The organism is Gloeocapsopsis sp. IPPAS B-1203, from assembly GCF_002749975.1.
Taxonomy (GTDB): Bacteria; Cyanobacteriota; Cyanobacteriia; order Cyanobacteriales; family Chroococcidiopsidaceae; genus Gloeocapsopsis.
Window position 1 is genome coordinate 404490 of sequence record NZ_PEIG01000001.1, and the last position, 11436, is coordinate 415925.

The 11436-nt window shown below is 41.6% G+C and carries 14 protein-coding genes and 1 pseudogene; 6 read left to right on the forward strand and 9 right to left on the reverse strand.

The features are described from left to right. Window positions 1-16 precede the first annotated feature (16 nt). Complete coding sequence (locus tag CSQ79_RS01835; RefSeq protein WP_289500259.1) at window positions 17-814, forward strand: AraC family transcriptional regulator; 798 nt, start codon at window positions 17-19, stop codon at window positions 812-814. Then, complete coding sequence (locus CSQ79_RS27265) at window positions 768-971, forward strand: helix-turn-helix transcriptional regulator (protein ID WP_289500410.1); 204 nt, start codon at window positions 768-770, stop codon at window positions 969-971. Before CSQ79_RS01835 ends, CSQ79_RS27265 begins: the two co-directional genes overlap by 47 nt. Before the next feature lie 97 nt (window positions 972-1068). Here CSQ79_RS27265 and CSQ79_RS01840 read toward each other — a convergent pair. The 3 genes and pseudogenes from CSQ79_RS01840 to CSQ79_RS27270 form a co-directional block, all read right to left on the reverse strand. Next, window positions 1069-1456 (reverse strand): annotated as a pseudogene (locus CSQ79_RS01840) (four helix bundle protein). A 479-nt stretch (window positions 1457-1935) separates the two neighbouring features. After that, the gene (locus CSQ79_RS26995) at window positions 1936-2202 is read right to left on the reverse strand and encodes a hypothetical protein (protein WP_143755406.1); all 267 of its coding nucleotides are present in this window, start codon (window positions 2200-2202) and stop codon (window positions 1936-1938) included. A gap of 10 nt (window positions 2203-2212) precedes the next feature. After that, window positions 2213-2353: a hypothetical protein gene (locus CSQ79_RS27270; RefSeq protein ID WP_289500261.1), complete on the reverse strand. Its 141-nt coding sequence runs from the start codon at window positions 2351-2353 to the stop codon at window positions 2213-2215. A 19-nt stretch (window positions 2354-2372) separates the two neighbouring features. On the opposite strand from CSQ79_RS27270, the gene CSQ79_RS27000 reads away from it, so the two are divergent. Next, entirely contained in the window at window positions 2373-2573 is a 201-nt protein-coding gene (locus CSQ79_RS27000; RefSeq protein ID WP_143755407.1) for a hypothetical protein, read from the forward strand. On the opposite strand, the gene CSQ79_RS01850 is transcribed toward CSQ79_RS27000, so the two are convergent. Both CSQ79_RS01850 and CSQ79_RS27275 read right to left on the reverse strand, forming a co-directional pair. Further along, window positions 2553-2837, reverse strand: a complete 285-nt coding sequence (locus CSQ79_RS01850) for a type II toxin-antitoxin system RelE/ParE family toxin (RefSeq protein WP_289500262.1) — start codon at window positions 2835-2837, stop codon at window positions 2553-2555. The two genes, CSQ79_RS27000 and CSQ79_RS01850, sit on opposite strands and share 21 nt — an antisense overlap. A 55-nt stretch (window positions 2838-2892) precedes the next feature. Beyond that, window positions 2893-3183 (reverse strand): hypothetical protein, encoded by a 291-nt coding sequence (locus CSQ79_RS27275; RefSeq protein WP_289500263.1) that lies wholly within the window; start codon window positions 3181-3183, stop codon window positions 2893-2895. 156 nt (window positions 3184-3339) lie between these two features. On the opposite strand from CSQ79_RS27275, the gene CSQ79_RS27280 reads away from it, so the two are divergent. After that, the gene (locus tag CSQ79_RS27280) at window positions 3340-3477 is read left to right on the forward strand and encodes a hypothetical protein (RefSeq protein WP_289500264.1); all 138 of its coding nucleotides are present in this window, start codon (window positions 3340-3342) and stop codon (window positions 3475-3477) included. Here CSQ79_RS27280 and CSQ79_RS01860 read toward each other — a convergent pair. After that, window positions 3474-3755 (reverse strand): BrnA antitoxin family protein, encoded by a 282-nt coding sequence (locus CSQ79_RS01860; protein ID WP_099699489.1) that lies wholly within the window; start codon window positions 3753-3755, stop codon window positions 3474-3476. The genes CSQ79_RS27280 and CSQ79_RS01860 overlap by 4 nt on opposite strands. Continuing rightward, window positions 3742-4029 carry a BrnT family toxin gene (locus tag CSQ79_RS01865; protein ID WP_099699490.1) on the reverse strand — a complete coding sequence of 96 codons (288 nt, stop codon included), beginning with the start codon at window positions 4027-4029 and terminating at the stop codon, window positions 3742-3744. Before CSQ79_RS01865 ends, CSQ79_RS01860 begins: the two co-directional genes overlap by 14 nt. 595 nt (window positions 4030-4624) lie before the next feature. On the opposite strand from CSQ79_RS01865, the gene ileS reads away from it, so the two are divergent. After that, complete coding sequence (ileS, locus tag CSQ79_RS01870; RefSeq protein ID WP_289500411.1) at window positions 4625-7876, forward strand: isoleucine--tRNA ligase; 3252 nt, start codon at window positions 4625-4627, stop codon at window positions 7874-7876. Window positions 7877-8031: 155 nt separating this feature from the next. Here ileS and CSQ79_RS01875 read toward each other — a convergent pair whose 3' ends face one another. Next, window positions 8032-8961, reverse strand: a complete 930-nt coding sequence (locus tag CSQ79_RS01875; protein ID WP_099699491.1) for a ParA family protein — start codon at window positions 8959-8961, stop codon at window positions 8032-8034. Window positions 8962-9102: 141 nt separating this feature from the next. Between CSQ79_RS01875 and CSQ79_RS01880 the strand changes: the two genes are divergently transcribed. Beyond that, entirely contained in the window at window positions 9103-9723 is a 621-nt protein-coding gene (locus CSQ79_RS01880; RefSeq protein ID WP_099699492.1) for an FMN-dependent NADH-azoreductase, read from the forward strand. 406 nt (window positions 9724-10129) lie between these two features. Here CSQ79_RS01880 and CSQ79_RS01885 read toward each other — a convergent pair whose 3' ends face one another. After that, the gene (locus CSQ79_RS01885) at window positions 10130-11137 is read right to left on the reverse strand and encodes a sulfotransferase family protein (RefSeq protein WP_099699493.1); all 1008 of its coding nucleotides are present in this window, start codon (window positions 11135-11137) and stop codon (window positions 10130-10132) included. Between the last annotated feature and the right edge of the window lie 299 nt (window positions 11138-11436).

An 11436-nucleotide genomic window follows, 5' to 3' on the forward strand; every position in this document is an offset into this window, starting at 1 on the left:
ACAAACTAGCCTCACCATGACGCTCGTCCTTTCTCAATCAGACTGGGATGAACTGTTTCAGCAAGTTCCCCAAGCTCCTCCTGATAATCTGGTGCTTGATGATTTTGAGGAGTTTACGAACCTGCCAGAGTACATAGGACGCGGCTATAATCGCGGCATAGAGTTAACACCTGGGTTATGGTTAAATTTCTCTGAATGCGAATATTGCCAGGATTTGAGCGTGAAGGCACCCGCCCACGACCATTTAATCCAAATTGGGGTTCATTTGTCGGGATTTATATATTTTGATGCGGTTCATCCTAACTTGGGCGGGACACGTGGCTATTTTTCGGGGAGCGGAATTTCGCCAGCCTATGTTGAGAAGTACCGAAGTGGAGAGCGTTTAACTGCTGTCAGTGTAGACATTGAGCCGGAATGGTTGGAATTGTTTTTGACTGATGAGCAGCGATGTTCTGATACTTTAAAGCAGTTATTTAAACAAGAAGACTGGAAAGTATCATTTTACCCAAAAGTCACTCCGGCAATGCGATCGCTCGCGTACCAACTCTGGAATGCACCCTATCGAGGTGCAGCAAAGCGGATGTATCTTCAGGCGAAGGTATTTGAACTCTTAGCGATGCACCTTGACCTGATTTCGGCATCGGCACAAACGCTAAATTCACCACGATTGAAACCAAAGACGATTACGCGTCTGCATTATGCAAAAGAAATTTTGACGCAGCAATTCGAGAATCCGCGATCGCACGCTGCAACGAGGTTTTCAGGCACTGTTTCAAACAACCGTAGTCGGTTATCTAACGCAGCAGCGGCTTGAGCAGGCAGAAAGGTTATTGCGCCAGGGCGATTGTACGGTGGCAGAGGTGGCAACGCTAGTAGGTTATGGGCATTTAGGACACTTTGCAACGGCGTTTAAGCGACGATTTGGGATGACACCGAGTCAGTGTTTGGCGGGGAGAAGAGTGGATGGGTAGGCGAGTGGGAGTGTGGGAGGGTAGGTGAGTGGGAGTGTGGGAGGGTGGAAGTGTGGATGGGTAGGTGAGTGGGAGGGTAGGTGAGTGGGTGAGTGGATTAGGGTTTGGGGGTTGTCCATTTTTGCGGATTGCGGATCATGTTGACCAACATACCGAGGATTTTGTCGTAAGCTTCGGTGAGGGCTTGTCCGGCTGTGGGGGAAAGATATTGGCACCGAACCAAAAGCTATCCAAGTTTGAGTTTCAGAGGTTTCAGCAGCACAGTCAGTTAACTTAGCAATGAAAGCTGCTTCGTAGCAGCGTTTGCGCCATGCCTCTGCCAAGTTAGCACAAATCGAACGAGACGAGCGGCGCATTTGATCTGTGAGTGAGTATCGTTCTTCAACCGGAAATGCTTTAGAAGCTTCAAAAATTCGCATTGCCTCTTCAAATGCCATTTGATAAACTTCCAAATCTTGATACCTTCTCACAAAATCCCTACCCATCAGCCCCCCCCAAATCCCTTATACCCTTATGTTTCCTTCCCACACTCCCATACTCCCACTCGTCTACCCTCCCACTCACCCACCCATATAATCAAAAAGAGAATGACATACAAACTCCCAGTCTCAGGAGGTCATGATGACTTTAACGGTGCAGGATTTGGAGAAGGTGCAGTATAAACTCGGCGACGAATACCGAGTGGAACTGGTTGATGGAGAAATTGTGGTTATGAGTCCGTCTGATCAAAATTAAAATTAGGACAAACCTGTCCCGCTGTTGCTTGCCTCTCCTTCGATGTCTCAACCTTCAGATTCAGATTCTTATATTGAGCAACTCGATCACCTGCGGCTATTAATACTAAAATACTTCCATCAACGCTTGTCTACTGCTGCCTAAATTTGTTTTTGCTACCTTCTCAGGTGAAACTAGAAAGATGCCCCTAGGCAGAAGCAATTATCCATCCTGCTCAGCAAAACTATTCTCATAACAACCAGTTGCGCGATCGCCTTTGACCTAACACATAGATTAGGAGCGATTCTCTGCACGACGGCAAAGTTGAAGGGGTACATTCGGTGGGCGATCTGAGAATTTTATAGAGGAGGCGATCGCACTCTGCACAGGCTACGTGATTATACGTTGCACAGTGAGCGATGATTGAAGATTGTAAATCGATGAAAGATGCTGTATCGCTGTATCTGTCCAAAAAACCTTCACTCTGGCAACCCAAATCTTTTACGAACTTCCTCAACTGATAGTCCTCAACCTGCCTGAGTGTCAGCTAGCCCAGCTTCTACAGCTTGCCGTACATAAATCTCATACATCAAGTCATCCCATGTTGAATCTTCGGGTAACTGCTCAATCAATCGCCTTGCTGCTTCTTTAATGCTACGCGCTTCCATTGATTTATCCTCAACCCTCATGCCAGCTATTTTAAACGATTGTCAAAGAGGGCGATCGCATGAAGAGGAGCAATCCCTAGCAACAGATTGGGAGATGACCGAGGCAATCGCGTTTGGAAAGACGAGGAATGTTCACACAGTGTCTCTACAAGAAAATCGCAAGTGTGTAATAGTTGCCTTAATTGTTCGTTGCTGGTTCTTACCGTTCAAACTCTTTTAAGATGTCTCGAATTTCTTCGGCTGTAACATCTTCCTGGTCAGATTTTGAATATATCGTCACTAAGATGATTTTGTTAGCAGTTTGGATATAGTAAATTATGCGATAACCTGCACTTTTACCCCGTTGAGCGTCCTGATTTCTAAGCCGAACTTTGAAAATGGTGTACTCAACACCTACTACAGCATCACCTAGCAACTCACCCCTTTGAAGTTGTTCGATAACAGGTCGAATGTCGCTGCGGATATTGCGATACCGCTTTTTCAAGAGTCGTAAATTTCAAAGAAATTTAGCAGATGCTTCAACCTGCACGAGTGGTGGATCAATCGTCATCAATACCTTCCCAAAGCTGAGCAATTGGAATGGTGTTTCCCATCACAACATCATGCCACCCTTGTCGGAAACTTTCTGCCGCAGACTCTCGATCGACTTCGTCAATTTCACCTTCAACGGAAACTGCCAAAGCCCTCCCTTCGTCAGGTGTAGGATTGTTCTCAGGGTTCAATTGAGGCTGACGCCGCAACTTGACAAATAATAAAAAGTCAAGAATTTCTTCGATCAGAAAATCAGGAATCTGCTCAATTTCTCGAATCAGTCGCTCTCTAGCTGTCATGGCTTAGAAACGTAAAACTCCCCAGCCTCAGTTTAGCGTTCATCTTCATCAGGATTAGCGATTATCATTGCATACAAAGTCCTCATTTCAGCAGTGCGATCGCCGATTTTGTAGTAACGCAGCGCCTGAAATATACACTTAACGTGAGTTCGGAGGTTGGAGAAACGCTACGCGCAAGTTACCGGAGTTTATCTTTACTTGCTACTCATTACTCAAGTGCGATCGCTCAGTGCTTCTCATACCAAGTTGCGATCAAAAGCATCTCCTGAACTACACCACCTCAGCATTTGTTAGCGAGATTGATGCTGTACATAGGTTCTCAGCACCTCATTAATTAAAGTTTGATATCCTTTATTCTTAGCATGGGAACGAAACCATTCTAAAACTTCAGTATCAATTCTGATACTAATAGCTTCAGTGCTCGGTTTTTTTTCTACTAGCTTGGCATTCTTAAAAAACTCATCATCTAATGGCGGAATATCAGAATAGTCAATATCTTCATCGGTCATCTCTAATAATTTCCTTTCTCGTTCTTCCAAAGACATATCAGAGCTGAATTTACTGTTGCTCATATCTTTTCCTCTCTTTTTTATTAGCTTTTCTAGCTGAAATTAAACGAATTTTACTATCCCTTTGAGTGTAAACAACTACGACAATGATAATTTTTTGCTGGGTGGTAAGCAGTAACTTACCGATAGAAATTTCTCTAATTTCTCCATAATCAAAGCGATTGTCCACAAAGATAAGCAAATTTGGGTCTTCAAAAACCCTTTTAGCCTGCTCAAAATCAATACCATGCTTTGATATATTGCTATAATTTTTGCTTTTGTCCCATTCAAATTCCATAAATAGGTATATACGATTTTGTATATACAATTAAATTGTAACTTAAGTTTTTTAGCCAGAGCAAAATAAAAAACTTACTATTTTCTCCTCGGAATTAACATATAGTTAGTGCAATCGCCGCTCTTGTAGTAACGCACCACCTGAAATATATACTAGAAATTTGAGTGACCAAACATCCGCTGCATTTGAATTGTTGGGCTGCGCTATGGATAGCCGTTTGCGTTTTCAACCAATAGCCCTTCGTTAGCAGCTAAATTTAATTTATCGTCTGCGGATACATAAATACTGGGTGATGAGCCACTAGCAATACTAAGCTCATCTGTTGCTTATCTGGCAAATAGAATTTAGGAGCAATTCTCTGCGCAAGGGCAAAGCCGAACGGGGTTCATCGGTGAGCGATCGCCATTCATCGAATTCTCATAAGCCTTTCGTCTAAGCACCCCCAGTCCCTCCTATAATAGTTGCAAAAGACTTCATCATCTTTCGGCATTAAACTGTGACAGAACCAGGAAGCTACGAAACTAATGTCGGCGAGGATACCTCGCCGCCCGTTTCTTACAAAGATACTGTTAATCTGCCTAAAACCAACTTTGACATGCGGGCAAACGCCACAAAGCGCGAGCCAGAAATTCAACAATTTTGGGCAGAAAACCAAATTTACGATCGCCTGTCGCAGAACAACCCAGGCGAGGTTTTTGTTTTACACGATGGTCCACCTTACGCTAACGGCTCACTGCATCTCGGTCATGCACTTAATAAAATTCTCAAGGATATTATTAACCGATTTCAGTTGCTGCAAGGACGTAAAGTGCGCTACGTTCCTGGCTGGGATTGTCATGGTTTGCCGATTGAACTCAAAGTATTACAAAATATGAAGGCGGCTGAACGACAAAACCTCACGCCGCTACAGTTGCGTCGCAAAGCAAAAGACTTTGCCTTAGCTGCTGTCGAAGAACAAAGCAAAAGTTTCCAACGCTACGGCGTTTGGGGTGATTTTGACAATCCTTATTTAACTTTAAAGCCTGAATACGAAGCAGCACAAATTGGTGTATTTGGGCAAATGGTCTTAAAAGGATACATCTATCGCGGTCTGAAACCTGTCCATTGGAGTCCTAGCTCAAAAACAGCTTTGGCAGAAGCTGAATTAGAATATCCTGAAGGTCATACTTCGCGCAGTCTTTATGCTGCTTTCCCTGTCACTCATCTTTCTGAAGCTGTCTCTGCACTAGGGGAATTTTTACCACATCTGAGTGTAGCAATCTGGACAACGACACCCTGGACAATTCCAGCTAACTTAGCGGTGGCTGTCAATCCAGAACTGACATATGCGGTTGTAGAAGTTCCCACCGATGAACATGCCAAATATTTAATCGTCGCTGCTGACTTAGTAGAACGCTTGTCACAAATTCTCGCAACGGATCTTACTATCAAAGCTAAAGTCAGTGGTAAGGATTTAGAACACACGACCTACCGCCATCCACTCTACGATCGCGAAAGTCCAGTCGTGATTGGTGGTGATTATGTTACAACCGAGTCAGGTACAGGCTTAGTCCACACCGCACCAGGTCACGGACAAGATGACTATATTGTTGGTCAAAGATACGGTTTACCAATTTTGGCACCAGTTGATGCTGATGGTAACTTTACTGCAGAAGCAGGACAATTTGCAGAGTTAAATGTCCTCGGTGATGGCAATTCTGCAGTCATTGATGCTCTATCTGCAGCGGGAGCGTTACTCAAAGAAGAACCTTATGTTCATAAATACCCCTACGATTGGCGGACAAAAAAACCAACAATCTTCCGCGCCACAGAACAGTGGTTTGCCTCAGTAGCAGGATTTCGCGATCAAGCACTCCAAGCAATTGCTGGGGTGAAGTGGATTCCCGCAATCGGCGAAAATCGGATTACTGCAATGGTGTCCGAACGCTCAGATTGGTGCATTTCGCGACAACGTAGCTGGGGCGTACCGATCCCTGTGTTCTACGACGAAGAAACAGGCGTTGCACTACTCAATGAAGAAACGATCGCCCACGTGCAAGCAATTATTGCAGAAAAAGGCACAGATGCATGGTGGGAATTATCAACTGAGGAGTTATTACCAGAAAGTTACCGTAACAATGGTCGCTCTTACCGCAAAGGGACAGATACGATGGATGTCTGGTTCGATTCGGGTTCCTCATGGGCAGCAGTAGTCCAACAGCGTCCGGAATTGCGCTATCCCGCTGATATGTATTTGGAAGGCTCCGACCAACACCGAGGCTGGTTTCAGTCAAGTTTACTCACGAGTGTAGCAGTCAACGGCTATGCCCCTTACAAAACAGTCTTGACTCACGGTTTTACAATTGATGAGCAAGGTCGCAAAATGAGTAAATCGCTGGGAAATGGCATCGAACCAGAGATTGTCATTAATGGTGGTAAAAACCAAAAAGAGGAACCAGCCTATGGTGCTGATGTCTTGCGGCTGTGGGTATCATCAGTCGATTACACCTCAGATGCGCCACTGAGTAAAAATATTCTCAAGCAATTGTCGGATGCTTATCGCAAGATTCGCAATACAGCACGATTTTTGATTGGGAATTTACACGATTTTGACCCTGTTCAACATTCAGTCCCTTATGAGCAGTTGCCCGAACTCGATCGCTATATGCTGCACCGGATGACGGAAGTCTTCAAAGACGTGACTGATGCTATGACAAGTTATCAATTCTTCCGGTTTTTCCAAACGGTGCAGAATTTCTGCGTAGTAGATTTATCTAACTTCTACTTAGATATTGCTAAAGATAGATTGTACATCAGTGCGCCTAATGCATTTCGACGACGCAGTTGTCAAACTGTGTTGAGTGTCGCCCTGGAAAATTTAGCAAGAGCGATCGCACCTGTACTATGTCACATGGCAGAAGATATTTGGCAGCAACTGCCTTATCCCACACCATACAAATCAGTTTTTGCAGCTGGTTGGGTGAAATTAGAGCAACAATGGCACCAACCAGAACTGGGTAATTCTTGGCAAAAGCTACGACAAATTCGTGGAGAAGTTAATAAGGTTCTCGAACAAGCACGAGTCGAGAAAATGATTGGTTCTTCTTTAGAAGCCAAAGTGTTGCTTTATGTGCCTGATGCTGCACTCAAAGCACAATTACAAGCGTTACACCCTAGCACGACACCAACCCAACATACTGTAGTTGCGCCTGAAGGAGTAGAAACAGCTAAAATCTCTGCAACAGAAACCCCAAAAACCTGGCAACAGTATTTAGCAGAGATCTTGCAACCATTTACGCGATCGCCTGCCTATTTACGTGATGTATTAAAGGTATACCGCGAACTGTGGATAGTTGCAGTTGTTCTTGCGGTGTTTCCTTTGGTTGTTTTACCGATTGGTTTATTAAAAGCCCTGCTTGTCGGAATCAATGAAATTCCGCTACTACCGCGCGTATTTCAACTGATTGGAATTTATGCAACGCTGCGCTACTTGTTATTCGTATTTATGCGCGTGATGTTATCGCAAAAATCAAAACCGCTAGTTACTGAAACTAAATCTATCACAGATGCACCAGTACAACCCGAAAAGCAGTCACTTCAGTCTAATGGTGTTGATGAACTACGTTATTTATTCATTGCTTCCCAGGTAGAACTCGTCGATTCACCAGAAGCTGTGCAACATGCGAAGTACAACTTACAAACTGATGAACTAAGCATTGGTATTGTTCATGCAAATGGCAAAAAGTGCGTTGGCGAAGCCTACACGAAGTGTATTCGCTGCTGGAACTACTCAGTCCATGTTGGCGAATCATCAGAACATCCCCTCATCTGCGAACGATGCGTTTCTGCATTAGCTGGAGACTTTTAAAAGGGAACTGGTAACTGGTAATTGGCGAAGCCGCCGCACGCTGCTTGTGGTGTCCCAAGCAGAACGGCGGTAACTGGTAAATATCTTTTTTCTCATTACCGATTACCGATTACCCATTACCGACCTTAGCAAATGCGATATTTAATTATGTCTACCTACTTAGCATTGACCAATTGCGTTTGCTGTTGACTGCTACCAGTTGCTTGCAGTTTTTGTAAAAACTCTTGCGTTATTTGAGTAAACGCTTTAGCGCCAGCAGACTGTGGATTTGTCAACACAACAGGCATAAAACTATCAACTGCTTTAGCAACATTAACATCAGTAGGTATTTGTGTCCTGAAAATCTGTGCTGCATCGAAATCTTCATGAATTCTTTGCATGACTTGTTTATAGTATCGTCCCGTAATTAAATTACCCGACATTGTAAATACAATTCCCAATAATTTGATATTCAAATTAACCTCAGATGCATGACTTTCTTTAAGCTGAGCGATACGTCTTTCTAATAACTGAATGCCTACTATCGATAATGGCTCAGATTTTGCAGGTAGGATGTAAAAGTTACTAGCAGCAAGTGCGCTTCGAGTCATCAAATTGTAACCAGGTGCGCAATCGAGAATAATAAAATCATAGTTTTCGATAACTGGCTCTAAAATCTGTTTTACTAATCGTCGTTCAAAACGATTCCAGACAGTTTCAAAATCTAATCGATCTACCTCAAAAGCTTCTTCATGAAGCATTTCAGAAACAACAAATTCATCGTACAGCTCAATATCTCCAGGTAATAAATCTAAATTAGGAAGCTTACATACATTGTGATGAATTGCTTCTTTAACACTTATTTTTGAGCGCGTCTCTGGCTGAATAGCTTGATTAATTAAATATTTCAAAGTACGCTTTGTCTTGCGATACTTTGCAAAGTCTGTCGGGGACATCATACTCAAGGTAGCACTAATTTGAGTATCTAAATCGAAAACAAGAACTTTTTTACCATGATCTTTGGCTAGCGCAGTTGCTAAGTTGACACTTAACGTTGTTTTACCCACACCACCTTTCATATTTGCTGTTGCAATGATATAAGCCATTAGTAAAATCCTGGAATTCAGTTAATGCTTGATTACACTGTGTTGTGATTTAGCTGTCTTGAGGTAGACAGACACAAAAGTAGATTAATGCTAAATTTACTCGAGTGATACTGTTAAGTTATATTTAGGAACCATTGTTTTATGGCACATATTCTGCATGTTGATTCTAGTCCTCGTGGTGAACGTTCTTTTTCACGTAAACTTTCTTATGAGTTCATCACAGCGTGGAAAAATGCCCATCCAGAGGATACACTGACTTACCGCGATTTGGGCAAAAATCCTGTACCCCACGTCGATGAGGGATGGATTGCTGCTGCATTTACACCACCAGAAGCGCGTACTCCCGAACTAGATGCAGCAATTAAGCTTTCGGATGACTTAGTAGATGAATTTCTCGCCGCCGATCGCTACGTTTTTGGTATCCCAATGTACAACTTTAGCGTACCTTCTACTTTTAAAGCATATATTGACCAGATTATTCGTGTTAATCGCACTTATGCCACTACTGAGCAAGGCTACGAAGGTTTAGTTCATGGCAAAAAGATGCTAGTTGTGACTGCTAGCGGTGGTAGCTATAGATCGGGAACTCCAGCAGAACAGTATGATTACCTTAAGCCTTTTTTACAGGCTGTATTTGGCTTAATCGGAATTACTGATATTACCTTTGTACAAGCCGATAACCTCAGCAGTGGTGACGACGCGCGTCAAGACTCTTTAGACGAAGCCCGTACAACGATTGAAGAGTTAGTTGCTAACTGGTAGTAACTTAGCTGTAGAACTACGACTTTACAGGGTTGACCGTTGAGGGGTAACACTTTCGTCAAAATCTGATCTAGAGGATATGATACTAGAAAAGGTTAGTCATATTAAACTTTAGACAGAATCATTGCGAGGTATGAGGCTTCTCACAGATAAGCGGGTGAAACTCTTCAAAGTCAACGTTTTGACCAATTAAATTTAAGTTGGTTGCAAATAATAACTGATTTTACGATGCGACTACACCGTATAATATGTTAAGTGGGAACTAGTAGAAAGTTGAAGAGTTTCACTACTCCCATTTTTATAAATCTCAATATTTAAGAAATACTGTCTTCACATAAGGTTTTTAACGCTACTTGTGATTTGTTATGCCAAAAATCTGTTCGCAAAAATTGCGATCGCTTTGAGTTTAGTCTGCTCCTAGCATAGTTGACGATAACTTTGGTGTCATTCTTGTATATCTAGGATAATTAAGCTGGTTCATCACCTCAGATAAGCTATCTTCAATAAAAATTGCGTCAGCTTCACTGATATAGTCTTGCCATTTTTTAGTAGGTTTCTTTATCGTACCAAATAGATTGGGATACATCTTCTCTTCAGCAAACTCAGGATATTCATTTCTACTTTCAGGAATACACTCCTCTTCGTATGATTCCTCTAAAAAGTCGCAAACTCGACGAATTATTAATTCTGGCTCGCTAATAAAGTCTTCATACCGAATTAACATAAATTGGCAGGGATTGGAGTGATATTCTCTCAATACCAGTTGGATACGTTTCGTGTAAAGTTCACAAAAATCTTTAGGAGAAAGCATTAGCCAGGTAAGATTTGACTTTTCAATACCATCTTCCAAAGAAACCTTGAGCCTCTGCCTATAAGAACTATATACATCAAGAGGATGACGATATATATGGATAAACTTAGCTTTGGGAAATGTTGCTTTTATTTCTGGAATTCTATATACATGTAAAGGGCTTTTTTCAATTATTCTTTTCGTACCTCGTGCTTGCTCAGCATAGTAAAAAAATGTCTGAAGCAAAAGTACATTAAAAGTTAGCTTATATGTTAAAGATCTTAATAGATTAAACTTAGTAGCAATTTTAGTAGATAGCGTTTCCGTAAAAAAACAATATTGAAATACCCTTATCCACCTAGTTTTTTTAAGAAAACGATGGTAGCAATCTGTATTATTTAGTAAATACTTGAGTGGTTTTTTGTTATCAATACAAGAATTATAGAAAACCTTAGATTCTGTAAGATCTACTCCAGTTTTTTCCTTACTATTATATGGTCTAAAGCTAGAATGTCTTTGAAGTACTCGGTAAAGAATACTACTACCACTTCGAGAACCACCTATAATAAACACAGGTGACTTTTGTTTCATAAGCGTTGAAATTTCAGATAGAGTTAAATTCATAAGCTTGTTGTAGTAATAGGACTGAACTTTCCTTATTCGTTAAATCTTGGAGTAAGATCTTAAACAACATTTGTATATATTAAACTCCTACAAATTTAACATTTTGTCTATTCAGAGAAAGTTAGGATAGTTCAGGTAATTAATAGAAATAAATATTTTTTGATATTAGTAAAAGAAATAAAATAATTTATGTAAGATGTTATACACCTTTGTTAGTCGGAGATAAAAATCTGATTGCGAAATAAGAGATAATCTAGCTATAAAGTAGGTAGTTGTATAGTTTACTCAAATGTGCAAAC

Excerpts from the sequence above, each read along its gene's own strand:
- CSQ79_RS01880 (WP_099699492.1), top strand. The coding sequence starts at position 9,103 with ATGGCACATATTCTGCATGTTGATTCTAGTCCTCGTGGTGAACGTTCT.
- CSQ79_RS01885 (WP_099699493.1), bottom strand. The coding sequence starts at position 11,137 with ATGAATTTAACTCTATCTGAAATTTCAACGCTTATGAAACAAAAGTCA.
- CSQ79_RS27270 (WP_289500261.1), bottom strand. The coding sequence starts at position 2,353 with ATGGAAGCGCGTAGCATTAAAGAAGCAGCAAGGCGATTGATTGAGCAG.
- CSQ79_RS01860 (WP_099699489.1), bottom strand. The coding sequence starts at position 3,755 with ATGAGCAACAGTAAATTCAGCTCTGATATGTCTTTGGAAGAACGAGAA.
- CSQ79_RS01875 (WP_099699491.1), bottom strand. The coding sequence starts at position 8,961 with ATGGCTTATATCATTGCAACAGCAAATATGAAAGGTGGTGTGGGTAAA.
- CSQ79_RS01835 (WP_289500259.1), top strand. The coding sequence starts at position 17 with ATGACGCTCGTCCTTTCTCAATCAGACTGGGATGAACTGTTTCAGCAA.
- CSQ79_RS27275 (WP_289500263.1), bottom strand. The coding sequence starts at position 3,183 with ATGACAGCTAGAGAGCGACTGATTCGAGAAATTGAGCAGATTCCTGAT.
- CSQ79_RS01865 (WP_099699490.1), bottom strand. The coding sequence starts at position 4,029 with ATGGAATTTGAATGGGACAAAAGCAAAAATTATAGCAATATATCAAAG.
- CSQ79_RS27000 (WP_143755407.1), top strand. The coding sequence starts at position 2,373 with ATGCCAGCTATTTTAAACGATTGTCAAAGAGGGCGATCGCATGAAGAG.
- ileS (WP_289500411.1), top strand. The coding sequence starts at position 4,625 with ATGCGGGCAAACGCCACAAAGCGCGAGCCAGAAATTCAACAATTTTGG.